This window comes from Solihabitans fulvus, assembly GCF_008386585.1.
GTDB lineage: Bacteria > Actinomycetota > Actinomycetes > Mycobacteriales > Pseudonocardiaceae > Solihabitans > Solihabitans fulvus.
Window position 1 is genome coordinate 773 of sequence record NZ_VUOB01000059.1, and the last position, 25,475, is coordinate 26,247.

Sequence of the window (25,475 nt, forward strand, 5' to 3'; positions counted from 1 at the left end):
CTCGCACACCCCGCACCGTCACAAAGTGGAAAAGCGGGGCGCTGGGCGTGGGGCGTGGGGCGTGGGGCGCTGGGCGTGGGGCGTGGGGCGTGGGGTGCGGGGCGTGGGGTGCGGGGTGGGGGGCGTGGGGTGCGGGGTGGGGGCGCCTGGCTAGCGGTTCGGCTTGTCGTCGGTCTTGTCTGTTGGTAGCAGGGGGAACAGTCGGGCTAGGGCGGCTACGGGTAGGGCGTCGGTGGGGCGTTGCTCTGGGTGGGTTTCGCGGTTCGCGAAGCGGTTGAGTACACCGCGGATCTGGTCGGCTACCTCGTGGAGTTCGTCCGGGCTTAGGTACAGGACCGTGCTGAACGCCTCGTCGCGTTGCCATTGCTCGGACGCCTGGTCGCGGAGTCGCAGCCATCGCTGGTAGCCCTCGTCCTCCAGTTCCCTGGCCAGGTTGCCTAGGTCGTCGGCCGGCTGGGTGCGCAGCCGCCAGGGTCGGACCCGGCCGCGCGCGCCGCCTGCCTCTTCGATGTGGCCGTAGCGGGCCAGTTGGCGCAGGTGGAAGGAGCACAGGCCGGAGCTGTGGCCCAGTTCCCGCGCCGCCTCCGTGGAGGTCACCGTGCCCCTGGCGCGGATCAGGTCGAGCAGCGCGCTGCGCACCGGGTGGGTCAACGCCGTCGCGGCCTTCTCGTTGGTCACTTTGCAAAGACTATGCTTTGCAAAGAGTGGCGTCAAAGATCGTCTTTTGTTGACGTGGGTTGGTTGTGGGGGCATGGTGGTTGTATGCAATATATTGGTCAGGTTGATCGGTCGTTGCTTCGTGATCGCGCGTTGTCCTCGATCCGCGAGGCGATCGTTGTTGGCGACCTTGCGCCCGGCGAGGCGATCAGGGACGTCGACCTGGCCGAACGGCTCGGGCTGTCCAGGACCCCCGTCCGCGAGGCGCTGGCTCGGCTGACCGACGAGGGGCTGGTCGAGTCGAAGCCGCACAGCTACACGAGGGTTACGCCGCTCAACGGTGACGCGGTGCGCGACGCGCACGCGGTGGTGCAGGCCATGCACGCGCTCGCCGCCCGCCTGGCCGTTCCGCGCCTCGGCGCGGCCGAGCTTGCCGCCATGCGGGCGGCGAATTCGGACTTCGAGGCGGCCATCGCGCGCGGCGACGTCGGTGCGGCGCTGGCGGCCGACGACGAGTTCCACGGGGTCGCGGTGCGCGCCAGCGGGAACTTCGCCGTGGTGGCGACGATCGAGCGCTACACGCCGCTGGTGCGCAGGCTGGAACGGCTGCGGTTCGCCTCGCCGGTCGGCTGCCATTCCGTTGCCATGCACGAGGAGATCGTCGCGGCCTGCGCCGAGGGCGACGCGGAGTTGGCCGGCCGCCTGGTCGAGCGCAACTGGGCGACGCTGGGTGATCTTCTCGGCGAGAGTGGGTGACCGGTCATGCGTCTCGTCGATTTTCCTCGCCACCCCTTGATGTTCGGCCCGTCGCCGGTGCACCCGCTCGATCGGCTCACCGCCCACCTCGGCGGCGCGCGGATCTGGGCGAAACGGGAGGACTGCAACTCGGGACTCGCCTTTGGCGGCAACAAGACCCGGAAACTGGAGTACCTGGTGGCCGACGCGCTGGCCACGGGCTGCGACACGCTCGTGTCCATCGGCGGCGTGCAGTCCAACCACACCAGGCAGGTCGCCGCAGCGGCCGCGAGGGTGGGGCTGAAGTGCGTGCTGGTGCAGGAAAGCTGGGTCGACTGGTCGGATCCCGGCTACGAGCGGGTCGGCAACATCCAGCTCAGTCGGCTGCTCGGGGCGGAGATCCGCTTGGCGCGGGCGGACTTCGGCATCGGCGTGAAGCGGACCTGGGAGCAGGCGATCGAGGATGTGCGCAGCGCGGGCGGCACACCGTACGCCATCCCGGCCGGGGCGTCCGACCATCCGCTCGGCGGCCTCGGTTTCGCCGGCTGGGCGGCCGAACTGACGCGGCAGGAGGCCGAACTCGGCGTCTTCTTCGACACAGTGGTGGTGTGCTCGGTCACCGGCAGCACCCAGGCTGGGATGGTCGCCGGCTTCGCCGCGCTCGGGCAGCGGCGTCGGGTGATCGGCATCGACGCCTCCGCGAAGCCGACCGAGACCAGGGACCAGATCCTGCGCATCGCGCGGTGCACCGGCGAGCTGCTCGGCGTCGAGATCGCGGACGCGGACGTGCTGCTGGACGACCGCTACCACGGCGGCATTTATGGCATCCCGGACGAGGCCACTCTTGATGCCATGCGCACGTCTGCCAGGTTGGAGGGCATGATCACCGACCCGGTGTATGAGGGGAAGTCGATGGCAGGGTTGATCGATCTGGTCGGGAGGGGTGAGATTTCAAAGGGCGCAACGGTTCTGTACGCGCATCTTGGCGGTCAGCCTGCCCTCAATGCGTACAGCGCGCTGTTCGCCTGACCCGTCGCCTACCGCTTCACCCGTGCGCGGATCGCCAGGAACGCCAACGCGAGGAGCACCGGCCCGAGGAGCCGTGCGAGCAGCACGATCCAGTTGCCCGCCGTGGTGAGCCGCTGGCCCGCGTCGCGGAACACCACCGCGTTGAGCGCCAACCTCGCGGACGTCTCGGCGCGGTCCCAGGTCACTCGCTGGTCGGGTGCGGGCGGTCGGGCGGTGGTGTCGGCGGCGACCACCTGCCCTGGCTGGGGTTCCGCGGGCAGCCCGAACCCGACGAGCCCCGCCGTGACCAGGAGGACGAGCAGCGCGAGCGCGATCAACGCGCGGCTTGCCCGCTGCCCGTAGCCGGAGAACAGCCAGTAGGCGCGGAGGATGACGCGCTCCCCGCGCGGAGTGACCGTGGCGTGCCGGCGCGCCTCCATCTCGCCGTAGTAGAAGTCGCCGGAGCCGGCCTCGTTCTTGTTGTCCTCCATGGATTTCCGCAGCCCCCGATACAGGGCGGCGAGTCGTTCGGGGCCGACTGCGGCGACTCGCCAGCCGGGGCCGAACGCGTCGCCGAAGGGGTGCCCGGCCTGCCAGCCGGAATCCTCGTCCCGGCGCGCGCGCCACAGGTGCTCGTCGAAGATCACCTGACGGTTCGTCCAGCGCAGCCCCGGCGGTGGTTGGGCGAACGGGCTGCGGCCCTCGATGCGCAGCTTCTCCAAGCGCAGCGCGCCTGCGAAGTGACACCAGCGCAGATCGATGTCGGTGAGCACCAGCTCGCTCACATCGGTGCCGCTCAACGACGCCAACGCCGGCTGCCAGCCCTCCGGACCGCTGCGGAGATCGCGGGCGTGGATCCGCGCCGCCCACCGCGTCCAGTTCTGTCGCTGGTTCTCGTCCGCGATGTCCGAGATCGCGCTGTAGCCGACCGCGAAGGTGCTGGAGCCTGCCAGCGAGGACGCGGCCCCGAAGCGGACCTGTTCAAGCCGCACCACGGCGAACCGCACGCGCAGGGCGACGCCGTCCTCGAATCGCGTTCGCACGCAGGACACGACGCCCGCCTCGGCCTCGATGATCATCGGTTGGGCGAACACCGCCTCGTCGAGCACCAGCGAGTCCGCGGCCAGCGGGCCGAGCCCGCCAGGTGCCTCGAAGCGGGCAGCCACGAAGCTGGCCCGGCCGGCGAACCTCGCCCTGTCGAACCACACGCCTCCGGCGAACCGCGCCTCGTCGAACACCGCGTCACCGGCGAACCGCGCGCCACGGAACCAGGTCTCGCCGGTGAACTCCACGCCCTCGAACGACGCCTTCTCCTCGAAGCGCGCACCGTCGAAGTTGGCCTCGTTCAGGCGAAGTCCCCTGTGTGTCAGGACTTGGCTGAGCAGGTCCGCCGTGAATGCTGTCCCGCGCAGATCGACGGTGTCGGCCTTGCGGATGGCCTGGAGCGCGTCCACCAGACGTGGACCGCGGAGGTGTGCCAGGCAGCGGCTCAAGCCGGGGATCTGCACGCCGGTGCAGGCCGGTTTGACCGGTTCCTGGCAGATGGACCAGCTCACTGCGATCATCGTTCAGTTGTAGGGCATCGGCGCGCGGCGCGGGCCGGAAACGCCTACGCGCGCAACCGCAGTCCCTTCGGCGTGGCGCGGAAACCGGCCTCCTGCAACACCAACGCCAACCGCGACCCCAGCGCGCCCTCGCCGTCGGCGCGTTGCACGGCCAGCTGGCCGAGCCACCCGTCCCGCACCGCGCGGCTCAACGCCTCGGCCGCACTGCGCAGCGCGGTCTCGTCCTCGGTGAACGACAGCAGCGACCGGCCGCCGCGCTCCACGTACAGCGCGGGGACGCCGTCGACGAGCACGGTCAGCCCGCCCGCCTTGCGCGCCGGCCGGTGCTTGCCGCCGCCGATCGGGTCCGGCCAGGGCAGCGCCGCGCCGTAGGGCTGGGCCGGGTCCGCCGCGGCGAGCACGATCGTCGGGGTCGGGTCCGCGCCGTCAGCCGGCCGGGACAACGCCCGCAGCCGGTCCACCGCGCCCCTGGCGGCGAACTGCGCCGCGCCGAGCCCCTCGACGACGTACCCGCGCACCACCTGCCCGGACTCCTCCATCGCCCGCAACACCTTGTACACCGCGCTGAAGCCGCCGCTGACCCGCTCGGTGTCCAGCGCGCCCCTGGTCAGCACGCCGTGCCGCTCCAGGAACGCCTCGGCCCGCGCGTGCGCGCGCCGGGTCGGGTCGGTCTCCCGCGCGACGACCAGCGACCACCGGCCGGCCACGGTCGGCGGGCCCGACCGGCTCGGCATCGCCGGCCGCGCCGCGCGCAGCTGCGCGTACCGCCCGCGCGGGGCCGTCCGCCGGGGTTTGTGCGCCGCGCCCTTGCCGGACACCAGCGCGCGCAGCGGCCCCAGCGTGTCGTTGGTGACCAGGCCCGCCCACACCAGGTCCCACAGCGCGGCAACCATGTCCTGGTCGTTGGGCACCGGCGCGTCCTCGTCGCGCGGCGCGACGGACACCCGGTCGGTGAGCTGCCGGAAGAACAGCGCGCCGCCGGCCAGAGCCGCGAGCACCGCAGTGTGCAGCGGTGACTCCGGCAACGCCTCGGCGATCTCGGGCAGCAGCAGGTCGGCCACGTCGGTCGGGGCGAGCGCCACCCAGCCGTCGCCGCCTGCCAACGCCCCGCACCCGGCCCAGGTGACCTCGCCGGACGCGGTCAGCTCGTCAAGCAGCGCGGGGGAGTAGCCGGGCAACCGGGCGGGCAGGATCAGCGACTCGAGCCCGCTGGCCGGCAGCGGCGCGCCGGCCAGCTGCTCGACCACCGACAGCACGTCGTCCACCGAGGGAGCCGACCGCAGCCTGCGGGACACGCCGTGCCAGTTCGGCAGGAACCGGCCGAGCGCGGCCGGTTCGACGGGTTCGACCTCGGCGCGCAGCCGCGCAAGGGACGCGCGCCGCAGCCGACGCAGCACATCCGCGTCGCAGTACTCGGTGTGCGTGCCGCCCGGCCGCAGCTCGCCGCGCACCAGCCGCCCGCCGGCCGCCATCCGTTCGAGCACACCGGTCACCACGGCGACGCCGAGCCCGAATCGCTCCGCCGCCTGCGCGGCCGGGAACGGGCCGTGCGTGCGGGCGTACCTGGCCAGCAGGTCGCCGAGCGGGTCGGCCACCGGCTCGGTGAACGCCTCCGGCACGCCGACCGGCAGCGCGACGCCGAGCGCGTCCCGCACCCGGCCGGCGTCCTCGATCGCCAGGTGCCTCGGCTCGCCGGCGATGCGGACCTCGATCGCCCTGCGCTGCGTCACCAGCTCGGCCAGCCACGCCGGGTCGACCCCGCGCTCCTGCGCCTCCGGCACCGAGAGGTCGCCGAGGAACCGCAGCAGGTCCGCCGCGTCCTCCAGGTGCCTGGCGCGCCGCTCGGGGGTCAGGCGCTGCAACGACAGTTCGACCTCGGCCAGCACCTCGGGGTCGAGCAGCTCGCGGATCGCCTCGGCGCCGAGCAGCTCAGCGAGCAGCGCGGAGTCGAGCGACAGCGCGGCGGCGCGGCGCTCGGCCAGCGGCGTGTCCGACTCGTACAGGAACATGCCGACGTAGCCGAACAGCAGGCTGCGCGCGAACGGCGACGGCGCGGCCGTCTCGACCTCGACCACGCGGACCCGGCGGGCCCGCACGTCGGTCATCAGCTCGCGCAGCCCCGGCAGGTCGTAGACGTCCTGGAGGCACTCCCGCATCGCCTCAAGCACCACGGGGAAGCTCTCGTACTTCGCGGCGACGGACAGCAGCTGCGCCGCGCGCTGGCGCTGCTGCCACAGCGGCGTCCTGCGGCGGGGATCCCTGCGGGGCAACAACAACGAGCGCGACGCGCACTCGCGGAACCGCGCGGCGAACAGCGCGGAGCCGCTGACCTCCGCCACCACGATCTGGTCGATCTCCTCAGGATCGAGCAGCACGTCCTGCGCGCCTGCGGTCACCTCGGACCCGTCCTCGTCGACCGCGTCGGGCAGCCGCAGCACGATGCCGTCGTCGGAGTGCGCGACCTGCGCCTCGACGCCGCGCCGCTCGCGCAGCCGCGCCGCGATCGCCAGCGCCCACGGCGCGTTCACCTGCGCGCCGAACGGGGAGTGCACGACCAGCCGCCAGTCGCCGAGCTCGTCGCGGAACCGTTCCACCAGAACGGTTCTGTCGTCCGGCACGTGCCTGGTGGCGGCCCGCTGCTCGGCCAGGTAGGTCAGCAGGTTCTCGCCGGCCCACTCGTCCAGGCCGGCGGCCGCGGTGCGCTGCTTCGCGTCCGCTCTGTCCACTGTGGACAGTTCGCGCAGGAACTTTCCCAACGCACGGCCGAGTTCCAGCGGCCGGCCCGGCGAGTCGCCCTTCCAGAACGGCATCCGCGCCGGCTCGCCTGGCGCCGGCGTGACCACCACGCGATCGTGCGTGATGTCCTGCACGCGCCAGGAGGACGTGCCGAGCAGGAACGTGTCCCCGACGCGGGACTCGTACACCATCTCCTCGTCCAGCTCGCCGACCCGCGAACCTGGCGACGAACCGTCTCCCGGCGTCATCACGGTGAACATGCCTCGGTCGGGGATCGTGCCGCCGGAGGTGACCGCGAGCCGCTGCGCGCCGGGCCGGCCGCGCAGCTCGCCGGTGATCCGGTCCCAGGTCACCCTGGGGCGCAGCTCGCCGAACTCCTCGCTGGGATAGCGGCCGGCGAGCATGTCCAGCACGGAGTGCAGCGCCGACTCCGGCAGCGCCGCGAACGGCGCGGCCCGCCGCACCAGCCCGGCCAGCTCGTCGACCGTCCACGGCTCCAACGCCACCATCGCCACGATGTGCTGGGCGAGCACGTCCAGCGGGTTGCGCGGGTACCGCATCGACTCGATCGCGCCGTCCCGCATCCGCTCGGCGACCACCGCGCAGGACACCAGATCGCCGCGGAACTTCGGGAACATCACGCCCCGCGACACCGCGCCGACCTGGTGGCCAGCGCGGCCGACCCGCTGCAACCCCGACGCGACCGTCGGCGGCGCCTCGATCTGCACCACCAGGTCGACCGCGCCCATGTCGATGCCCAGTTCGAGCGAGGAGGTGGCGACGACGCACGGCAGCCTGCCCGTCTTCAGCTCCTCCTCGACGGTGGTGCGCTGCTCGCGGGACATCGACCCGTGGTGCGCCCTGGCGACGGTCGGCGGCGCGCCCGTCGTCAGCCCGGACTGCCCGATGGCCTCGGCAGGGAAGCGTTCGATCGGGGTGTCGTCCTCGGCGGCCAGCTCGTTGAGCCGGGCCGTCATCCGCTCGGCCAGCCGCCGCGAGTTGGCGAACACGATCGTCGAGCGGTGCTGCCGGACCAGTTCGAGGACGCGCTGCTCCACCGAGGGCCAGATCGAGCTCCGCCGCTCCGCCCCGGACGCCGACCCGGACACCTCGCCGGTCGGCTCGCCAAGCGTCGACATGTCCTCGACCGGCACCTCGACCTCGACCTGGATGGTCTTGGCGATGGCCGGCTGCACCAGCCGGACCGGGCGGCCCCCGGCCAGGAACGAGCTGACCTCCTCGACCGGGCGGACCGTCGCGGACAGGCCGATCCGCTGGGCCGGACTGTCCAGCAGGGCGTCGAGGCGTTCGAGCGACAGGGCTAGGTGCGCGCCGCGCTTGGTGCCGGCCACCGCGTGCACCTCGTCGACGATCACCGTCTGCACGCCGCGCAGCGAGTCCCGCGCGGCCGAGGTGAGCAGCAGGAACAGCGACTCGGGCGTGGTGACCAGCACGTCGGGAGGTGTGCGGGCGAACGCGCGGCGCACGTCGGCCGGGGTGTCCCCGGTGCGCATCCCGACCGTGATCGAGGGCTCGGGCTGCCCGAGCCGATGCGCGGCCTGGCGGATGCCGGCGAGCGGGGCGCGCAGGTTGCGCTCCACGTCGACCGCGAGCGCCTTGAGCGGGGACACGTACAGCACCCGGCAGCGCCGCTTCGGCTCCTCCGGCGGCGGCAGCGTGGCCAGCCGGTCCAGCGCCCACAGGAACGCGGCGAGCGTCTTGCCAGAGCCGGTCGGCGCGATCACCAGGGCGTGCTCGCCGGCCGACGCGGCCTGCCACGCGCCGACCTGGGCGGGAGTCGGCGCGACGAAGGCTCCCGCGAACCACTGCCTGGTCGCCGGCGAGAACACGTCGAGCACATCCACCAGGCCATACTGACTCACGGCACCGACAACGGCCGTGCCGGCAGGTCAGCTCGCCGCGACGGCGGGCTCGGGGACGCCCCGGCCGAGGCCGCGCACGCTGGGGCTCGCGAGCATGCCCAGCGTCGCGAGCAGGCAGACGACGCCGCCACCGACCACCACCTCGGCCGCGCCGAACCTGGTCGCCAAGAAGCCGGCGCCGAGCTGCCCGACCGGCATGGCGATGAACGACCCGAGCATGTCGTAGGAGAACACCCGGGACAGCTTGTCCTCCGGCACGTGCTGTTGCAGCGCGGTCTGCCACACCACGCTGAACACGCCCATGCCGACGCCGGCGAGCACGCTGCACACCAGCAGCGTCGGCGGGTTCGGGACCAGCCCCAACAGCGCGAGCAGCGGCGCGGTGGTGATCGTGCCGATGATCCCGGCGCGCATCGGGCGGGCCGGGTCGAACCGCATCATCGCCGCCGTGCCGATCAGCATGCCGGCCGTGTCCGCGGCGAGCAGCAGGCCCCACCAGCCCCGGCCGAACGAGCCGTCCGCGATGGTCGGACCCAGGGTGTTCCACGCCCCGGCCGTCACCATGTTGAGCGCCCCGAACCCGAGGACCACCACCCACAGCCACTGGCGGGAGGCGAACTCGGTCCAGCCCTCCCGCAGGTCGGCGAGCATGGTGCCGCCCGAGATCCGGTCGCCTGCCGGTATCCGCAGTGCGGCGAACAGCACCGCGGCGGCGCCGAAGGTGGCCGCGTCGAAGGCGATCGCCCAGCCCGACCCGACGGCGGCCACCACGATCCCGCCGAGGGCGGCGCCGCCGATCCGCACGCCGCTGCCGCCGAGGCTGAACAGCGCGTTCGCCCCACGGCGCAGCTCGGCGGGCACGACCTGCGCGAACAGGCCCTCGAGGGCGGGCATGGTGAACGCGCCCGCGGCCCCGTTCACGGCCTCGATCAGCGCGAGCGTGGTCACCGTCGCGGTGTGGGTGAGCAGCATGGTCGCCGCGAGGCCCTGGGACGCGACGGAGACGACACCGGCGACGACGAGCACCCGGTGTCGGGGCAGCCGGTCCGCGATGATGCCGCCGAACAGCAGAAGCAGCAGCGTCGGCACGGTCCGCGCGGCCAGCACCACGCCGAGGTCGAGCGACGAGCCGGTCAGGTCGAGGACGGCGAACGCCACCGCGATCGGCGCGACCGCGCTGCCGAGCCCCGACACGAGCCGGGCGGACAGCAACAGCCGGAACGGCCGATGGGCCAACGGGGCGAAGGCAGACATGCCGGCACCATGCCGCAGGTACTGCTGTTAGTGCGACCGGATTACGAAGCTCAGCGAAGGGCGTCCAGACGCAGGCTGACCGCGAAGGGGGCAGCCGTGGTGAACGTGCCGGTGACGCGTTCGGCGTCCTGATAGCTGAACTCGTCGGCGAGACGGCAGGCCATGAGCGAGACCTGCCCGTCTAGGTCGATGATCCAGTAGTGCTGGATGCCCGCGTCGGCGTACTCGGCGTGCTTGGTCCTGTAGTCCATGCGGCGCGAGCCGGGCGACACGACTTCGATCACGACGAGCACCTCCGATGCGCGGATGATTCCGCCCTCGCGACGAATCCTCTGGCGGACGGCCTTGTCCACGATGACCAGATCCGGTCGGCGGGAGAATCCCGGTTGATCTGAGGGTGCCAACTCCAGGTCGATGTCGATATCCTGAATGATTTCCAGATGATCAGGTATCTGCTGCTTGAGCAGGTCGCGTAGTTCCCCTGAGGCGTAGTTGTGGTCAGGTACCGGGCTCGGTGACATCAGCAGGCGGCCCTCTTCAAGCTCCGTGTACCCGGACTCGGGCTCGCCGAGTGCCGTGTACTCCTCGATGGTCAGCAGGTGAGTCGGCATCGCCAGCATGTGGGTCTGCGTTGGCTGGGGGACCGCGATCACAGCTTCTCCTTACGTCGTCATCGAGTTTTTCACGGGCGTCGTCGAACTTTGTAGTGCCTGACCATTGTTTCCGCCTATCAGGTCGTCGAAGAATGAATCCTTCCCGACCTCAGTCGGTCAATTCTAGCGACCGAATTCGACCCCGGCCACGCACCCGAGTATCGGGCGGATCTGGCCAACCAGCACCCGCGGCATCCGGGTGACGTGGCAGCATCACCGCTGATGCGGCCGGTCGTCGGCGCGCTCACGGGTGAGGCGAGGGAGAACGGTGCGCGTCCTGTCGGTTGACCTGGGCACCTCCAACACGGTCGCGGTGCTGTCCGCGCACGGGCGGCAGCCCAGGGTCGTCGAGGTGGACGGCTCCGCCACGATGCCCTCCGCGGTGTTCGCCGAGGACGGCGGCGGGCTGGTCGTCGGCCGCGACGCCGAGCGCCGCGCCCGGCTGGACCCGTCGCGCTTCGAGCCCAACCCGAAGCGCCGGGTGGACGATGGCGCGCTGCTGCTCGGCGAGTCCGTCGTCCCCGTCACCGACGCGCTGGCCGCCGTGCTCGCCAGGGTCCTCGGCGAGACCACCCGCCAGCTCGGCGGCGCGGCCCCCGAGGAGGTGCGGCTGACGCACCCGGCGCAGTGGGGTTCCATGCGCCGCAACGTGTTGCTGTCCGCCGCCCGGCTGGCCGGCATGGGCGGCAACCTCGTGCTCGTCCCCGAACCGGTGGCCGCCGCCGCCCACTTCGCCTCCTTCCTCGACCAGCCGCTCGCCGCCGGCCAGGCTCTCGCCGTGTACGACCTCGGCGCGGGCACGTTCGACGTCGCCATCGTCGGCGCCACCCAGGACGGCTTCGCGGTGCTCGCCGAGGACGGCCTGGCCGACCTCGGCGGCCTCGACGTCGACCAGGCGCTGCTCGAACACGTCGGCCGGCAGGTCTCCAACCGCGACCCCGCGCACTGGCAACGGTTGCTGCGCCCCGAGTCCACCGCCGACCGCCGCGCAAGGCGCGCCCTGCTTGAGGACGTGCGCGCGGCCAAGGAGGCGCTGTCCAGGCACCCGCAGACCGAGGTGCCCATGCCGGAGCCCTTCGACGACGTCCTGGTGACCAGGACCGAGCTGGAGGCGCTGATCCGGCCGAGCCTGCTGCGCAGCGTCGAGCTGCTGGCCGCGACCATCCGCTCCATCGGCATGGCGCCGGAGAACCTCGCCGGCATCTACTTGGTCGGCGGCGCGAGCCGCATCCCGTTGGTGGCCACGCTGATCTCGGAGCGGCTGCGGGTCGTGCCGACCAGCCTCGACCAGCCGGAGACGGCCGTCGCGCTCGGCGCGCACCACGTGCCGTCCGAGGGCGCCAGCCACCGCACCAGGGACTTCGCGGTCCCGCCGCCGACGGCGGCCGAGACCACCGACAGCATGCCGGCGATCAGCGGTGGCTACACCAATCCGCACACGGGCGGCTTCACCATTCCCGGCACCCAGGCCTACCCGGGTACGGGGCCGCAGCCGATGCAACAACCCGTGCCGCAGTTCAACTTCCCTTCGGTCAGCCCGCAGCCGGCGGCCCGGCCCGCCGCGGTCAAGGCCAAGAAGAAGAACAGCAACCGGACCGTGCTGATCGCGCTGGCTTCGGTCGTCGTGCTCGCGCTCGCCGCGTTCGGCGCGGTCCTGTTCCTGCGCAACGGCAACGGCGTGCCGACCGCTACCGAGTGCAAGGACCAGACCGGCAAGGACGACAAGGGATTCACCAAGTGCCTCCGGCAGCTCGCCGGGGCGGTCGCCGACCGCGACAACTGCCAGGCCGGCAGCACCGCGGGGGTGGCCGGGGTGACCCTCAAGGGCATCTCGGTGAACTGCAACGTCGGCAGCGGCTACACCGTGCAGTACGTGCTCACCGACACGGTCACCGCGGCCCAGGAGAGCGCGACGGCGGTCGTGACGTCCAACCGCAGCAACGTGGTCAAGGCGAACTGGAGCGGCAACGGGTTCGACGGGGAGTACCGCGCCAGCGCGGACAGCGGCATCGGCTTCCTCGTGTTCACCGTCAAGGACCGCCCGCTGGTCGGCATCATGACCAAGGTCGACAGCAGCGGCGCCAAGAGCATGACCCCGGACGCCCTCGCCGACTACTTCGAGCACAACGTCCAGCCGGGAACGTAGCCCACAACCTCGACGCGGGACACGTCGTCCCACGTCCGGGCCTAGCCGAGGCGTCGGCCGCCGTGTCACGATCGCTGATCATGGGAGCCGGTGGCGGGCGGACGGACGAGGTGTCGGTGCCGAGGCGCGCCGCGCCCGTCATCGAGGTGGAACGCCTGCAACGCAAGATCGTCGGCGTGCTCAGCGGCACCCAGGTGCTCGGCGGGGCCGGGACAACCACCGGGCTGGCCATCAGCACCCTGGTGGCCGCCTCGATCTCCGGTTCCGACGCGATCGGCGGCCTGGCCCAGACCAGCGCGGTGCTCGGCGCGGCGATCCTGGCGCTGCCGGCCGCGCGGCTGGCCGCCCGCCGGGGCCGCAGGCCGGCGCTGCTGCTCGGCTACGCCGTCGGCACGGTGGGGGCGCTGGTCGCGTCGGTCGCCGTCGCGGCGCACTCCTGGCCCGTGCTGCTGTGCGGCCTGGTGATGTTCGGCGGCGGCAGCGCGGCCAACCTCGCAGGTCGTTACGCCGCAACCGATCTGGCCCACCCGCGCCGCAGGGCCCGTTCGCTGTCCTTCGTCGTGTGGGCGACCACGGTCGGCGCGGTCGCCGGCCCGAACCTGGCCGATCCGGCCGGCCGGTTCGCCGCCGCGCACGGCCTGCCGCTCGGCAGCGGCCCGTTCCTGTTGTCCGCGATCGTCTTCGGCGCGGCCTCCCTCGGCGTGTTCCTCGGCCTGCGACCCGACCCGCTCGTGGTGGCGCGCGCCGCCGAACTGGGCCGCGAACAGCCCCGCCTGGCCGCCGACCACTGCACGGGCGGCGCGACCCCGACGGCCGTGCGGGCCACCGCGTGGCGGTCGCTGCGGCCGTCGGCGCGGCTGGCACTGGCCGGCGTCACCCTCTGCCACACCGCGATGGTCGGCATGATGTCGATGACCCCGGTGCACATGAACCACGCAGGCGCATCGCTGAAGGTCGTCGGCCTGGTGATCAGCCTGCACGTGGCCGCCATGTACGGCGCGAGCCCGCTGTTCGGCTGGATGGCCGACCGGCTCGGCCGGGTGCCCGTGCTCGCGATGGGCGCCGCGCTGGTGGTCGCCGCGGCCGGCGTCGCGGGCATGGCGCCTGCGGCCGACGCCCCGCAGCTGGCCGCCGGGCTGATCCTGCTCGGCTTCGGCTGGTCCGCCGGCGTCGTGTCGGGTTCGGCGCTGCTCACCGAGTCCGTGCCGATCGAGGCAAGGCCGGCCGCGCAGGGCCTGTCGGACCTGTGCATGAACGTCGGCGGCGCGCTCGGCGGGGTGCTGGCCGGCATCGTCCTCACCACCTGGTCCTACGCCGTGCTCGGCCTCGCCGTCGGCTTCACGGCGCTGCCCCTGCTGGTGTTGTGCCTGTTCGCCACGCTGCGGCCCGCGACCTGACCAGACAGTGCTCATCCACTGTTTGCCCGACGGCCATCCGGCGGTCGTCGTCCGGGGGCAGGGTGTGCGTGATCAGTAGCGACTGGGTGGAGGCGTTGTGAACGAGATCAGCAGGCGGAGCCTGTTCCGGGCCGCGGGTGTGAGTGGCGCGGCGATCGCGGCGGGGCTCGCGCTGCCCGGCGCCGCCACGGCGGCCCCCGAGCTGCTGACCGCCACCGGACCGACCGGGACGACCCCGGTGCAGGCCCCGCACACCACCTTCGGCGCGGACCCGGCCCGCGAGGTCGTCGTCTCGTGGACCTCGCCGAGCCAGGTGCACCGGCCGCTGGTCCGGATCGGCACCACCGACGGCGGCTTCGGCCGGGTCGTGCACGCGGAGACCACCCGCTACGTCGACCACGCCAGCAACCGCGAGGTGTTCTGCCACCACGCCTCCGTGCGCGGCCTGCACCCCGACCGGCACCACGTCTTCCAGGTGCGCCAGGGCGACGCGGCCCCGGTGTCCGGCACGTTCCGCACCGCGCCGGACGGCCGCGCGCCGTTCCGGTTCACCAGCTTCGGCGACCAGGCCACCCCGACCCCGGGGGACACGCTGTGGTCCCCGCACGCGGCCGACATCGTCGACCAGGTCGAGACCGTCGACCCGCTGTTCCACCTGATGAACGGCGACCTCTGCTACGCCAACATCAGCCCGGACCGGATCAAGACCTGGCAGGACTGGTTCGCCAACAACGCCCGTTCGATGCGCAACCGGCCGTGGATGCCGGCGGCCGGCAACCACGAGAACGAGCTCGGCAACGGCCCGATCGGCTTCGCCGCCTACCAGTCGCTGTTCCGGCTGCCCGCGCCGCATGGCGTCGACGAGGAGACCAAGGGCCTCTGGTACTCCTACACCGTCGGCTCCGTCCGGTTCGTGCACCTGAACAACGACGACGTCGCCTACCAGGACGGCGGCAACTCCTACGTGCGCGGCTACAGCGGCGGCGCGCAGCGGCGGTGGCTGGAGGCCGAGCTGGCGTCGGCCCGCTGCGACCACCGGATCGACTGGATCGTGGTGTGCATGCACCAGGTGGTGATCTCCTCGGCCGACTTCAACGGCGCCGACCTCGGCATCCGCGAGGAGTTCGCGCCGCTGTTCGACCGCTACGGCGTCGACCTGGTGCTGTGCGGGCACGAACACCACTACGAGCGGTCCCACCCGGTGCGCGGGGTGGAGAGCGGCTCGGCGACGCTGACCCCGCGCGCGGCGGCCACCGACCTGCGCAGGATCGACACCACCAAGGGCACCGTGCACATGATCCTCGGCGGCGGCGGCACGTCCGCGCCGTCCAATCAGACGCTGTTCACGCCACCCAAGGCGAAGATCATCACCGGCGTCGGCCCGGTGGGCGCCAACGGGAAGCGTCCGTCGGTGTTCGCCTACGAGCAGGCGGGCTGGTCGGCGGTGCGCGACCACGACCACGCCTACGGCTTCGCCGGCTTCGAGGTCGACCCCGGCAGGGCGGGCGGCAAGACCACCATCAAGGTCACCTACTACGACTCGCTCGGCTCGGGCGCCGGCAACATGGTGCCGTTCGACGAGTTCGTGCTGGAGCGCCCGCGCCGCGACCACCGGGGCGGCCGGGACGACGACTAGCAAGGCTGCACCGACGTCGCGAAGGACTGGCTGGCCCAGGCTGGTCTCTGAGCACGAGGGCCCTCGGAACAGTTCCGAGGGCCCTCGTTTTCCCTAGTCGTTCAGCAGGATGCCTTCGGGGAGACCGGCCACGTCGATCTTGCGCCAGATCGAGCGCCAGTCCGGCAGCTCGTGGTAGCGCCGCAGCTCGGCGACGCCGCTGAGCCAGCCGCCCCAGCCCGAATACGGCGGGTTCGCGGGGTCGAACCCGCTGTGCACGATGGTGAGCCGGGTCCGGCCGTCCGAACCGTCCAGCTCCCAGGTGGTGGTCTCGTTGTCGGCGAAGCGAATGGCCGCCTTGCGGCCCGGTTCGAACTCGACGAACTTGGCCCCGCCCGGGTCCACATCGAACCCGCCCATCGCGAACCGGCCACCCAGGCGCGGCTCGATGTCCACGTTGGCGCGGAACCAGCTGCGGAACTGCTCCGACTGGACCAGAGAATCGAACACCGCCTGCGGTGCCGCGTCGATGACGACCGACGCGCGCAGCTCGTCCGAGGTGAAGTCGATCTTCGGGGTCAGCTCGCGGCCGGCCAGGTAGTCGGCCAGGTTGGCGATCGCCAGCGCCCAGAACGTCTGCACCGCGCCCCGGGCACCGGCCTTGTCGGCCAGCACCTCCTCGAAACTGGGCAGGTCGCTGTGGCTGAGCGTCACCAGCGTGCCGCCCTCGTCCTCGTCCACCTCGAACTGCACCGTGTCCTCCACGCCCTCCACGGTCCAGCCGAACCGCAGGGTGCGCTCGTCCACGTGCAGCACGCGCTGGTGCGGCCCGCCGCCGTCCGGGGTGGAGGGGCCCCAGAACTCGTATCTGGTGGGCAGGTCGACCTCGGCGTGCTCGGTCAGCCAGACGCGCAGCGCGGCCGGATCGGTCAGGGCCTCGTAGGTGACCTTCGGCGGGGCCGGCACGACCGCGCGGAGGACCAGGTCAGGTTCGGTCATCGGGATCTCCCTTCGGGTAGCAGGCGACGGCCAGGCGGAACGCGTCGCCTTCGGCGCCGCCGTAGCGGGTGAACAGGTCCTGGAGCGTCTGCTGTAGGTCGTCGAGGAACGCCTTGCGCTGCTCCGGGCGCACCCGGATTTCCCCGGACACGCCGATCGACGGCAGGTCCGGCCGGGTGCGGTCGAGCGCCGCGACCTCGGCCTGGACGTCCTCCATCAGGTCGACCAGGTAGCCGAGGCTGAGCCGGTCGCGGGTCTGACGCAGCCCGATCCGCCCCACTAGGCCAGGGGACAGCCAGTAGGACCGGGCGGTGGCCTGGTAGATCCCCTCGTGGATCCCGCGCACCCGGCGCACGGCCACCTGGCCGACCAGGCCGGCCTCCAGCAGGCGTTTCACGTGGTAGTAGACCCGCTGCGGGGTCTGGTCGAGCTCGACCGCGACCTCGGTGCACGACCGGGGCTCGGCGAGCTGCCGCAGCACTTCGATCCGCTGCGGCTTGAGCAGGGCCTCGGCCTGCTCGATCTGATCGAGGTAGATGACGTCTCTCATGGCGAAAATCAGTTTGTACATAAAAAAGTTTTTTGTCAATGAGACGACGGTGGTGACCGCGGCGAGCGTGGCTGTGAGCCAGCTCATGGTTGAGGTTGACCTTGGGTCAGGGTGGACGCTCGTCGCAGCGGCACAAACGCCGACCAGCACACGAACTCGAAGGACCAACCACCATGGCCAGCACCCCGACCGACCAGGACACGTTCACCCGGCAGACCGTCGTCTCGCTGCCGGCCGCCGCCGGACCGGACCGCCAGGAACTCCAGCGGGCCATCGACGAGATCGTCGGTTCCGGCTTCGTCGGGGCGACGCTGCGCGTGCACGACGAGCGGGGCGAGTGGGTCGGCAGCGCCGGGCTGGCCGAGCTTGGCGGGACCGCCAAGCCGCCGACCAACGGGCACTTCCGGATCGGCAGCAACACCAAGACCTTCACCGCGGCCCTGGTGCTGCGACTGGTGGCCGAGGGCAGGATCGGGCTGGACGTCCCGGCGGCCGACTACCTGCCCGAGTTCGAGCTGGACCCGCGGATCACGGTGCGGATGCTGTTGCAGCACACCAGCGGGGTGTTCAACCACACCGGCGAGGTCTACGCCGACGGGACGGTCGTGCTGGGGATCCCCATCCCCTACGGCACCACGGGCAAGGAATGGGTGGACAACCGGTTCGCGACCTACCGGCCCGAGGAGCTGGTGCGGCTGGCGTTGTCCAAGCCCGCGCGGTTCGAGCCGGGGACGGGCTGGAGCTACTCCAACACCAACTACGTGCTGGTCCGGCTGCTGATCGAGAAGGTCACCGGCCGCTCGCTCGCCGAGGAGATGCAGCGGCTGATCATCGGGCCGCTCGGGCTGTCGGGCACCGTCGTGCCGGACGCCTCGCCGGAGCTCCCCGAGCCGCACGCCCACGTCTACTACCGCTACGAGGACGCCGGCCAGCAGCAGACACTCGACATCACCCGGCACAACCCCTCCTGGGTCTCCACCGGCGGTGACATGATCTCCACCACCCAGGACCTGCACACCTTCGTCTCCGCGCTGAACGGCGGCGGGCTCCTGCCGGCCGAGCTGCTCGCCGAGATGCGCACGCCGCACCCGACGGGCATCCCGAACATGGGCTACGGCCTTGGCGTGTTCGTGCAGGACACCGACAGCGGCGGCACCCTCATCACCCACAACGGCGGCATCGCGGGCTACGCGACGCTGATGTTCAGCACGCCCGACGGCAGCAGGGCCCTGACCGCCTCGCTGACCTGTGTGGACGACGCCGGCCTGTCCATCGCGGCAGCGCTCCAGAACGCCCAGCAACGGCTCGTCGACGAGGTGTTCTCCGCCGGGCAGACCGAGTCGACGGCCTGAACACCGGCGCACAGGGCAGGCTGATCAGATGACCAACGGAGTCACGATCGGGCAGGCGGCGGCGTTCGTCGGCGTCACGGTGAAGACGGTGCGGCACTACCACAAGCTCGGCGTGGCCGAGGAGCCCGAACGCGACAGCTCCGGCTACCGGCGGTACGGATCCGCCGACCTGTTGCGGCTGGTGCGGGTCAGGACGCTGGCCGCCGCCGGGGTGCCGCTGGCCGAGATCGGGCGCCTGCTCGACACCGACGCCGCGCCGTTCGCCGCCGCGCTGGCCGACGTCGAGCGGCAGCTCACCGAGCGGATCGAGGAGCTGATCGCACGGCGTGACACGCTGCACCGGCTCGCCGACGGCGACCGGGCCCTGCTGCCGGACCACGCCGTGGCGCTGCTGGAGCGGATGCCCGGCCTCGGCTTCACCCCGGACGAGGTGGCGGCGACCAGGGACGGCTGGGTGCTGGCCAAGGCCCTGGTCCCGGAGGGCTTCGACGAGTACCTCACCGATGTCGAGCACGCCCTCGAGGACACCCGGTTCGTCGCCCTGCTCAGGCGCGGCGCCGAAGCCGCGGCCTGGGATCCGGACGATCCGCGCATCCCCGAGCTGGCCACCGCCGCGGCCGAGCACTACCTCGCCAACCCCGCGCAGTTGAAGGTGGTGACCGGCCTCCAGGCCAGGACCGAGGCCGCGACCCGGTACAAGCTGATCGCCCACCACGGCGAGGAACAGGGATCGGCCGCGGCGCGGCTCGGCGCGCTCGTCGAGGCCAAGCTCCGCGCTGCGGGCGTCCGCCTCCCGAGGCCGGACGCCCACTGACCGCGCCGTGCTCCGGTCCCTCGGATGTCGACCGAACGGAAGCGGTGACGACTCCTCGGCGTCACCGTTTCCGGTTGAACCACCACGCGCGCAGGCCGACCACGATCGCGGCAAGCAGGCCGGCCGCGACGGCGATCTGGCCGATCGGCGAGGACAGGCCCGTCGGGTCGCCTTCGAGCAGCTGCACGCCGTGAGCCTACGCGCGCCACGTAACCTGGACGGCGATGCGCATTACCGTGTTCAGGCAGAAGCTGGCCGACGAGTTCGGCGACGTGCGGGCCGAGATGCTGGCCCGCGACCACGTGTTCTCCGCCCTCGGCGGCCGCACCGTGGACGAGGCGCTGGAGGCGGGGCACCCGACGAAGTCGATCTGGCGCGCGGTCTGCGACGCCTTCGACATCCCCGCCGAGCGCCGCTGACCAAGCCCGTCCCGACCGCCGTCCTGGCCGCGCAGCTCAGGAGTAGGGGCTGTTCTGGGCCAGCCAGGTCCTGCCCTGTTCCCGCTCGCGTCGGTACAGCTCGCGGCGCGTCTCGATGGCCCGGCGCACGGCGTCCTCGTGCACCATCCGCAGCTGTTCGGCCGTCGCGTGCCCCTCGGCCACCGCCAGCTCCGCGTGCGCCAGCTCGTCGATCTCGGCCATCCGAGCCCGCTCGGCCAGCAGCTCGGGGCTGTGGTCGTCGTAGGGCTCCTCGTGGTGGCGGGCGCGCCAGTACGGGTTGTCCTGCGGCAGCCGGCCAGCGACCCGCCCGTAGAGGCCGACGAACAGCAGCAGCATGCCGGCGACCAGGCTGAACAGCACGTTCGGCAGCTTGAACGCGAGCAGGTTGAGCGGGCTGTCCAGCACCGCGAGGTTGACCAGGCCGGAGAGCAGGAAGGCCGCGCCGACGACGCTGGTGGTGGTCGAGGCCACCAAGCCGCCGATGACCGCGGCCACGACGAGGCCGAGGCCGACCACCACCGAGATGGTGGACAGCAGGCCGTTGCTGGACAGCCCGAGCACCATGTCGCCGCTGGTGGAGAAGTAGGCGAGCTGGTTGGCGAAGCCGAGCGCGCCGAAGACCACCAGCCCGAGCCCGAACAGCGCGGCGCCGATCCGGTGCACCCTGTTCAGCGGATGGTTCGGCGGCAGATAGCGATCCATCTTCATGGCGGCACCTCCGTAGGACGTTCGCGGCCGGCCGGTGCCCGGTTCGCCGCGGTGCCTGTAGGAGTAGTTTCCGTCCGTTGCCCGGCCAGCGCAGCGCAGGCAAAAATCTCCACCGTAGGGGACCGGTGTGTCACTCCGACGCTCGAACACCTGTTCGGGTAGCATCCTGTCCACAACAGGGTCGTCGATCCACAGGTCGGCTGTCGGGCGCGGAAATTGTCGGCCCCTCCCCGTAGCGTCGGCCCCGACAAAACACGACGGCTCACTAACCGAGGTGGATTCGAGATGGCACCAGCACCCGACCGGGACAAGGCGCTTGAGCTGGCCCTGGCACAGATCGACAAGAACTTTGGCAAGGGATCGGTCATGCGGCTCGGCGACGAGGGTCGCGCGCCGATCGAGGTGATCCCCACCGGTGCGATCGCGCTGGACGTGGCGCTGGGCATCGGCGGCCTGCCGCGCGGCCGCGTGGTGGAGATCTACGGCCCGGAGTCCTCCGGTAAGACGACGGTCGCCCTGCACGCGGTCGCCAACGCGCAGAAGGCCGGCGGCATCGCGGCGTTCATCGACGCCGAGCACGCGCTCGACCCCGACTACGCCAAGGCGCTCGGCGTGGACACCGACGCCCTGCTCGTGTCCCAGCCGGACACTGGCGAGCAGGCGCTGGAGATCGCGGACATGCTGGTCCGCTCCGGCGCGCTGGACATCCTCGTCATCGACTCGGTGGCCGCGCTCGTGCCGCGCGCCGAGATCGAGGGCGAGATGGGCGACAACCACGTCGGCCTCCAGGCCAGGCTGATGAGCCAGGCGCTGCGGAAGATGACCGGTGGGCTCAACACGTCCAACACCACCGCGATCTTCATCAACCAGCTCCGCGAGAAGATCGGCGTCATGTTCGGCTCCCCGGAGACCACGACCGGTGGCAAGGCGCTGAAGTTCTACGCCTCGGTCCGGCTGGACGTGCGGCGCATCGAGACCCTCAAGGACAGCGGCGACGCGGTCGGCAACCGCACCAGGGTCAAGGTCGTCAAGAACAAGGTTGCCCCGCCGTTCAAGCAGGCCGAGTTCGACATCCTCTACGGCAAGGGCATCAGCCGCGAGGGTTCGCTGATCGACATGGGCGTCGAGCAGGGCATCCTGCGCAAGTCCGGCGCCTGGTACACCTACGAGGGCGACCAGTTGGGGCAGGGCAAGGAGAACGCCAGGAAGTTCCTGCTGGACAACCCCGACATCGCCAACGAGATCGAGAAGCGGATGAAGGAGAAGCTCGGCATCGGCGCGAAGCTGGACGCCGAGGACAGCGCGCCGACCCCGGTCGACTTCTAGTCCGTCGTGGCGGGTCGTCAGTGGGGCCGTGGCGGCGGCGGTCGCGGTCCCGAATCGGCGCAGGCGCGCGAGGAGAGCCCGGCCGAGCAGGCGAGCCGGGCCAGGGAGATCTGCTACCAGCAGCTCACCGCCCGGCCGAGAACGCGGGCCGAGCTGCACGAGGCGTTGCTGCGCAAGGACATCGCCGAGGACGTGGCCGAGCAGGTGCTGGGCCGACTCAACGAGGTCGGCCTGATCGACGACGCCGCGTTCGCCGAGGTGTGGGTGCGTTCCCGGCACAACCACCAGGGGTTGGCCCGTCGCGCGCTCGCGGCCGAGCTGCGCCGCAAGGGTGTTGCCGACACGTTGGCCGCCGAGGCGGTCGCGGCGGTGGACGACGAGTCGGAGGAGGAGCGGGCCCGCCAGCTCGTGCGCAAGCGCATGCGTGTCCTCGGCGGGGTCGACGAGACCACCAGGATCCGCCGGCTGGTCGGAGTGCTGGCCCGCAAGGGCTACTCCGAGGGCATGGCCTTCCGCGTGGTCCGCGACGAACTCCGCAACGCCGACCTGGACGCGGACCAGCTCGACGGTCCCGCGCTGGACTGAGGTCGACCCCGGGCTGGATTGACGCAGGCTTCGCGCTGGACTGACGTCGGCTTCGGACACGCCCAACGACGCCGACTCGGCCCGGAATCGTATGTACTGCATCACTTCTGGTCTCGCGCAGCCGCGCGCGGGTGTTGGGATCGCCGCATGCACGAGATCGTCCGACTGTCTCCCAACGACCTGCTCGACTCGGTCCGTGAGCTGGCCGAGGTGCTGACCGACACCGTCGCAGGGGGCAACTCCCTCGGCTTCCTGGCTCCGCTCGACCCAGCCGCGGCCGAGGTGTGGTGGGCGGCGCAGGCCCCGGCGATGAAGGACGGCCACCTGCTGGTGCTGGCCGCCAGGGCCGAGGGGCGGATCGTCGGCACCGTGCAGCTCAAGCGGGGGCAGTTCGCCAACGGCAGGCATCGCGCCGACGTGAACAAGCTGCTGGTGCATCGCAGCGCCAGGGGACAGGGGCTCGGCCGGGCGCTGCTGGCCGCCGCCGAACGCCTGGCCGCCGAGGAGGGCGTGACGCTGCTCGTGCTGGACACCGAGACCGGCAGCCCGGCTGAGCGGCTCTACCGGGCGAACGGCTGGACCGAGGTCGGCGTCATCCCCGACTTCGCCGCCGACGCGGCCGGGGTGCTGCGGCCGACCACGATCTTCTACAAGTCCGTCGGCTGACGTCACCGCCGTGGCGGGCCGGCCGCCGGACGGCCCGCCACGACGGTGACTTGTCACCTATTTCTTCGCCGCGTCCCAGGAGCTCAGCACGAAGTCGAAGGCGGCCGTCCTGCCGTTGGGGACTCGCTGAACCGGCATTACCAGCCGCTGGTCGAAATAGGGGTCGGTGTTGTTTCTCGGCTCACCGGGGAAATAGAGCTGAGTGGTCAGCACGGACGCGTTCGGGAGCTGCGCCTTGACGTGGATATGCCTGGTCCTGCCGGGATACAGGCCCGGCACGATCGTGGTCAGCGTGAACTTCCCCTGCGCGTCGGTGTACTGGTGGCCGCGCAGCGTGTAGCCGACGTTGTCGTAGTTGCCGTAGCGATCGGCCTGCCAGAAGTCCAGCAGCGCGCCCTCCGACGGGGCGCAGTAGACGTCGAACACATAGCCGCTGATCACCAGCTGGGTGCCGGTGACGCCGGGTTCGAGCAGGGAAGCGCGTTCGGGGGAGCCAGGAGTGAAGTAGGGGCCCTCGATCTCCGGCGGGGTCGGCTCGTCGCCGTCGTGGCAGGCCGGCGTCAGGTCGAGCGGTTTGGTGGCTGCCTGCGCTTTGCGGTCGGACATGCTGCCGGCCGCGCCGATGAGCACCGGAACCACAGCCGCAGCCGCCAGGCCAGCCTTGAGGAAGGAGGCGCGGCTGAGGCGGTGTTCTTCGTCCGTCATGACATAATCACCTGTCTGAGTAGGCAATTCTTCACTGAATTACTCGTCAGAACTCCTCGGCGACCTGCGCACAGAATGTTGGCAAAGGTGTTGCGAAGTCAAGGGGAAGGTAAAGAATCACCCATAGGAATCAGTCGCCGGCTACGGACCTGAAGTAACTCCCGAGTTACCTACTCACCTCGGGGTAAGTGTGCTCCGTCGCTGGTGGGGGCCCCGCCGGGCACCGGCCGATTAGGCTGCGTGACCGTGACTACTGGGGGAGCGACCATCGGGGGAGCCGCGCGGCCTGCGCGGCACGTCGTCTGGGACTGGAACGGCACGCTGCTGGACGACAACCACGCCGTGGTGGCTGCGGTGAACAGCGTCTGCGCGGGTTTCGGCCGGCCGTCGGTGACGTTGGAGCAGTGGCGGGAAGTCTTCAGTCGACCGCTGGTGGCGTGCTACGAGCGGCTGCTGGAACGGCCCCTCAGCGCCGAGGACTGGGCGACCCTCGACGCGCTGTACCACGACGAGTACCGGAACCTGCTGGACACCTGCCGGCTCGCCGACGGGGTGCCGGACCGGCTGCACGACTGGCGGGCGGCCGGGAACACCCAGTCGCTGCTGTCTATGTGGTTCCACCACGAGCTCGTCCCGCTGGTCACCGAGTTCGGCCTCGCCGACCTGTTCGACCGCATCGACGGACTGCGGGTCGACACCGGCGGCGGCTCCAAGGCCGAGCACCTCGCCGAGCACCTGACCCAGCTGCGGCTCGACCCGGCGGACGTCGTGCTGGTCGGCGACGTCGTCGACGACGGGCACGCCGCCGAGCAGGTCGGCGCGGCCTGCGTGCTGGTCAGCACCGGCGTGACCAACCGGGCGACCCTCGAAGCCACCGGCCTCCCCGTGGCCGACTCCATCCCAGCAGCCCTCACCCTGATCAACCGCATGTCGTGAAGGGTCCCTTCCTGACGCAAATCCAACGTCAGGAAGGGACCCTTCAGGGCGTGCCTCAGGCGGTGAGTTCGGCCGCGGCCTTCGCCAGCGACTCGATGAGGCCGAAGTCGCCGGCCGCCAGCGCCGACTTCGGCGTCAGCCACGAGCCGCCGACGCAGCCGACGTTGGCCAGCGCGAGGTAGTTCGGCGCGCTCTGCGGCGTGATCCCGCCGGTCGGGCAGAACCGCAGCCCTGGCAGCGGTCCGCCGATGGACTTCAGGAAGTCCACGCCGCCAGCGGCTTCGGCCGGGAAGAACTTCAACGCGGTGAGCCCGCGCTCGGCCAACCGCATCGCCTCCGACACCGTGCTCGCCCCCGGCAGGAACGGCAGCCCGGTCGCCTCCACGGCGTCCAGCACCCGGTCGGTGCTGCCCGGCGTCACCAGGAACGCCGCGCCGGCCTTGGCCGCCAGCTCGGCGTGCTCGGGCGCGGTGACCGTGCCGGCCCCGACCACCATCTCCGGCACCTCGGCGGCCACCCGCTCGATCGCGGCCAGCGCGGCGGGAGTGCGCAGGGTCAGCTCGATCACGCGGATGCCGCCCCGCAGCAGCGCCTTCGCCAGCGACACCGCCTGATCGGCGTCGTCGAGCACCACGACGGGCACAACGGGGGACAGGTCGAGCAGGTCCGGTCCGGTCGTCACCGGGCCACCTCCAGGTCGATCAGGTTGATCGGGTTGAACAGGTTAGTCAGGATCATTGTCGCG

Annotated in this window: 23 protein-coding genes; 12 read left to right on the top strand and 11 right to left on the bottom strand. The window is 71.5% G+C overall.

Annotated elements, in window-relative coordinates:
- Window positions 1–150 precede the first annotated feature (150 nt).
- The gene (locus F0L68_RS28955; RefSeq protein WP_223199228.1) at window positions 151–678 is read right to left on the bottom strand and encodes a winged helix-turn-helix domain-containing protein; all 528 of its coding nucleotides are present in this window, start codon (window positions 676–678) and stop codon (window positions 151–153) included.
- An 84-nt stretch (window positions 679–762) separates the two neighbouring features.
- On the opposite strand from F0L68_RS28955, the gene F0L68_RS28960 reads away from it, so the two are divergent.
- Complete coding sequence (locus tag F0L68_RS28960; RefSeq protein WP_149853008.1) at window positions 763–1,413, top strand: GntR family transcriptional regulator; 651 nt, start codon at window positions 763–765, stop codon at window positions 1,411–1,413.
- 6 nt (window positions 1,414–1,419) lie between these two features.
- On the top strand, window positions 1,420–2,421 hold the full coding sequence (locus tag F0L68_RS28965) for a 1-aminocyclopropane-1-carboxylate deaminase (RefSeq protein WP_149853009.1): 1,002 nt from the start codon (window positions 1,420–1,422) through the stop codon (window positions 2,419–2,421).
- Window positions 2,422–2,429: 8 nt separating this feature from the next.
- Here the strand turns inward: F0L68_RS28965 and F0L68_RS28970 are convergent, their stop codons facing one another.
- The 4 genes from F0L68_RS28970 to F0L68_RS28985 are packed head-to-tail and all read right to left on the bottom strand — an operon-like array spanning window position 2,430 to window position 10,491.
- Window positions 2,430–3,965 (bottom strand): pentapeptide repeat-containing protein, encoded by a 1,536-nt coding sequence (locus F0L68_RS28970; RefSeq protein ID WP_149853010.1) that lies wholly within the window; start codon window positions 3,963–3,965, stop codon window positions 2,430–2,432.
- 44 nt (window positions 3,966–4,009) lie between these two features.
- Complete coding sequence (locus F0L68_RS28975) at window positions 4,010–8,569, bottom strand: ATP-dependent helicase (protein WP_149853156.1); 4,560 nt, start codon at window positions 8,567–8,569, stop codon at window positions 4,010–4,012.
- 42 nt (window positions 8,570–8,611) lie between these two features.
- Window positions 8,612–9,838 carry an MFS transporter gene (locus tag F0L68_RS28980; RefSeq protein ID WP_149853011.1) on the bottom strand — a complete coding sequence of 409 codons (1,227 nt, stop codon included), beginning with the start codon at window positions 9,836–9,838 and terminating at the stop codon, window positions 8,612–8,614.
- Between the two features lie 50 nt (window positions 9,839–9,888).
- Complete coding sequence (locus F0L68_RS28985) at window positions 9,889–10,491, bottom strand: Uma2 family endonuclease (RefSeq protein WP_223199230.1); 603 nt, start codon at window positions 10,489–10,491, stop codon at window positions 9,889–9,891.
- 268 nt (window positions 10,492–10,759) lie between these two features.
- On the opposite strand from F0L68_RS28985, the gene F0L68_RS28990 reads away from it, so the two are divergent.
- The 3 genes from F0L68_RS28990 (at window position 10,760) to F0L68_RS29000 (ending at window position 15,670) form a co-directional block, all read left to right on the top strand.
- A complete protein-coding gene (locus F0L68_RS28990; protein WP_149853012.1) occupies window positions 10,760–12,637 on the top strand; it encodes an Hsp70 family protein in 1,878 nt (625 codons plus the stop codon).
- Window positions 12,638–12,717: 80 nt separating this feature from the next.
- Complete coding sequence (locus tag F0L68_RS28995) at window positions 12,718–14,034, top strand: MFS transporter (protein ID WP_149853013.1); 1,317 nt, start codon at window positions 12,718–12,720, stop codon at window positions 14,032–14,034.
- 97 nt (window positions 14,035–14,131) lie between these two features.
- The gene (locus F0L68_RS29000; RefSeq protein ID WP_223199231.1) at window positions 14,132–15,670 is read left to right on the top strand and encodes a purple acid phosphatase family protein; all 1,539 of its coding nucleotides are present in this window, start codon (window positions 14,132–14,134) and stop codon (window positions 15,668–15,670) included.
- A gap of 93 nt (window positions 15,671–15,763) precedes the next feature.
- On the opposite strand, the gene F0L68_RS29005 is transcribed toward F0L68_RS29000, so the two are convergent.
- Entirely contained in the window at window positions 15,764–16,648 is an 885-nt protein-coding gene (locus F0L68_RS29005; RefSeq protein WP_149853015.1) for an SRPBCC family protein, read from the bottom strand.
- Window positions 16,635–17,198 carry a helix-turn-helix domain-containing protein gene (locus F0L68_RS29010; protein WP_149853016.1) on the bottom strand — a complete coding sequence of 188 codons (564 nt, stop codon included), beginning with the start codon at window positions 17,196–17,198 and terminating at the stop codon, window positions 16,635–16,637. Before F0L68_RS29010 ends, F0L68_RS29005 begins: the two co-directional genes overlap by 14 nt.
- 173 nt (window positions 17,199–17,371) lie before the next feature.
- On the opposite strand from F0L68_RS29010, the gene F0L68_RS29015 reads away from it, so the two are divergent.
- On the top strand, window positions 17,372–18,550 hold the full coding sequence (locus F0L68_RS29015; protein ID WP_149853017.1) for a serine hydrolase domain-containing protein: 1,179 nt from the start codon (window positions 17,372–17,374) through the stop codon (window positions 18,548–18,550).
- Window positions 18,551–18,578: 28 nt separating this feature from the next.
- Window positions 18,579–19,364 carry a MerR family transcriptional regulator gene (locus F0L68_RS29020; protein WP_149853018.1) on the top strand — a complete coding sequence of 262 codons (786 nt, stop codon included), beginning with the start codon at window positions 18,579–18,581 and terminating at the stop codon, window positions 19,362–19,364.
- 61 nt (window positions 19,365–19,425) lie between these two features.
- On the opposite strand, the gene F0L68_RS44610 is transcribed toward F0L68_RS29020, so the two are convergent.
- Window positions 19,426–19,551: a hypothetical protein gene (locus tag F0L68_RS44610; protein WP_276313904.1), complete on the bottom strand. Its 126-nt coding sequence runs from the start codon at window positions 19,549–19,551 to the stop codon at window positions 19,426–19,428.
- A gap of 37 nt (window positions 19,552–19,588) precedes the next feature.
- Here F0L68_RS44610 and F0L68_RS29025 point away from each other — a divergent pair, with 37 nt between their 5' ends.
- Window positions 19,589–19,783 carry a DUF3046 domain-containing protein gene (locus tag F0L68_RS29025; RefSeq protein WP_149853019.1) on the top strand — a complete coding sequence of 65 codons (195 nt, stop codon included), beginning with the start codon at window positions 19,589–19,591 and terminating at the stop codon, window positions 19,781–19,783.
- Window positions 19,784–19,819: 36 nt separating this feature from the next.
- On the opposite strand, the gene F0L68_RS29030 is transcribed toward F0L68_RS29025, so the two are convergent.
- The gene (locus tag F0L68_RS29030) at window positions 19,820–20,512 is read right to left on the bottom strand and encodes a DUF4383 domain-containing protein (protein WP_223199232.1); all 693 of its coding nucleotides are present in this window, start codon (window positions 20,510–20,512) and stop codon (window positions 19,820–19,822) included.
- Between the two features lie 285 nt (window positions 20,513–20,797).
- Here F0L68_RS29030 and recA point away from each other — a divergent pair, with 285 nt between their 5' ends.
- From recA to F0L68_RS29045, 3 genes are all read left to right on the top strand, one after another.
- A complete protein-coding gene (gene recA / locus F0L68_RS29035) occupies window positions 20,798–21,838 on the top strand; it encodes a recombinase RecA (RefSeq protein WP_149853020.1) in 1,041 nt (346 codons plus the stop codon).
- 6 nt (window positions 21,839–21,844) lie between these two features.
- Window positions 21,845–22,423 (top strand): regulatory protein RecX, encoded by a 579-nt coding sequence (locus F0L68_RS29040; RefSeq protein WP_149853021.1) that lies wholly within the window; start codon window positions 21,845–21,847, stop codon window positions 22,421–22,423.
- A gap of 147 nt (window positions 22,424–22,570) precedes the next feature.
- Entirely contained in the window at window positions 22,571–23,089 is a 519-nt protein-coding gene (locus F0L68_RS29045; RefSeq protein ID WP_149853022.1) for a GNAT family N-acetyltransferase, read from the top strand.
- A gap of 57 nt (window positions 23,090–23,146) precedes the next feature.
- Here the strand turns inward: F0L68_RS29045 and F0L68_RS29050 are convergent, their stop codons facing one another.
- Window positions 23,147–23,794, bottom strand: a complete 648-nt coding sequence (locus tag F0L68_RS29050) for a dioxygenase family protein (protein WP_149853023.1) — start codon at window positions 23,792–23,794, stop codon at window positions 23,147–23,149.
- Between the two features lie 246 nt (window positions 23,795–24,040).
- On the opposite strand from F0L68_RS29050, the gene F0L68_RS29055 reads away from it, so the two are divergent.
- Window positions 24,041–24,730 carry an HAD family hydrolase gene (locus tag F0L68_RS29055; RefSeq protein WP_223199233.1) on the top strand — a complete coding sequence of 230 codons (690 nt, stop codon included), beginning with the start codon at window positions 24,041–24,043 and terminating at the stop codon, window positions 24,728–24,730.
- 55 nt (window positions 24,731–24,785) lie between these two features.
- On the opposite strand, the gene eda is transcribed toward F0L68_RS29055, so the two are convergent.
- The gene (gene eda / locus F0L68_RS29060) at window positions 24,786–25,412 is read right to left on the bottom strand and encodes a bifunctional 4-hydroxy-2-oxoglutarate aldolase/2-dehydro-3-deoxy-phosphogluconate aldolase (protein ID WP_149853024.1); all 627 of its coding nucleotides are present in this window, start codon (window positions 25,410–25,412) and stop codon (window positions 24,786–24,788) included.
- Between the last annotated feature and the right edge of the window lie 63 nt (window positions 25,413–25,475).

What these genes read in the sequence shown, in the direction of transcription:
- F0L68_RS28960 (WP_149853008.1), top strand. Translation starts at nt 763, where the DNA reads ATGCAATATATTGGTCAGGTTGATCGGTCGTTGCTTCGTGATCGCGCG.
- F0L68_RS28965 (WP_149853009.1), top strand. Translation starts at nt 1,420, where the DNA reads ATGCGTCTCGTCGATTTTCCTCGCCACCCCTTGATGTTCGGCCCGTCG.
- F0L68_RS28970 (WP_149853010.1), bottom strand. Translation starts at nt 3,965, where the DNA reads ATGATCGCAGTGAGCTGGTCCATCTGCCAGGAACCGGTCAAACCGGCC.
- F0L68_RS28980 (WP_149853011.1), bottom strand. Translation starts at nt 9,838, where the DNA reads ATGTCTGCCTTCGCCCCGTTGGCCCATCGGCCGTTCCGGCTGTTGCTG.
- F0L68_RS28995 (WP_149853013.1), top strand. Translation starts at nt 12,718, where the DNA reads ATGGGAGCCGGTGGCGGGCGGACGGACGAGGTGTCGGTGCCGAGGCGC.
- F0L68_RS29005 (WP_149853015.1), bottom strand. Translation starts at nt 16,648, where the DNA reads ATGACCGAACCTGACCTGGTCCTCCGCGCGGTCGTGCCGGCCCCGCCG.
- F0L68_RS29010 (WP_149853016.1), bottom strand. Translation starts at nt 17,198, where the DNA reads ATGAGAGACGTCATCTACCTCGATCAGATCGAGCAGGCCGAGGCCCTG.
- F0L68_RS29015 (WP_149853017.1), top strand. Translation starts at nt 17,372, where the DNA reads ATGGCCAGCACCCCGACCGACCAGGACACGTTCACCCGGCAGACCGTC.
- F0L68_RS29020 (WP_149853018.1), top strand. Translation starts at nt 18,579, where the DNA reads ATGACCAACGGAGTCACGATCGGGCAGGCGGCGGCGTTCGTCGGCGTC.
- F0L68_RS29025 (WP_149853019.1), top strand. Translation starts at nt 19,589, where the DNA reads ATGCGCATTACCGTGTTCAGGCAGAAGCTGGCCGACGAGTTCGGCGAC.
- F0L68_RS29030 (WP_223199232.1), bottom strand. Translation starts at nt 20,512, where the DNA reads ATGAAGATGGATCGCTATCTGCCGCCGAACCATCCGCTGAACAGGGTG.
- recA (WP_149853020.1), top strand. Translation starts at nt 20,798, where the DNA reads ATGGCACCAGCACCCGACCGGGACAAGGCGCTTGAGCTGGCCCTGGCA.
- F0L68_RS29045 (WP_149853022.1), top strand. Translation starts at nt 22,571, where the DNA reads ATGCACGAGATCGTCCGACTGTCTCCCAACGACCTGCTCGACTCGGTC.
- F0L68_RS29050 (WP_149853023.1), bottom strand. Translation starts at nt 23,794, where the DNA reads ATGACGGACGAAGAACACCGCCTCAGCCGCGCCTCCTTCCTCAAGGCT.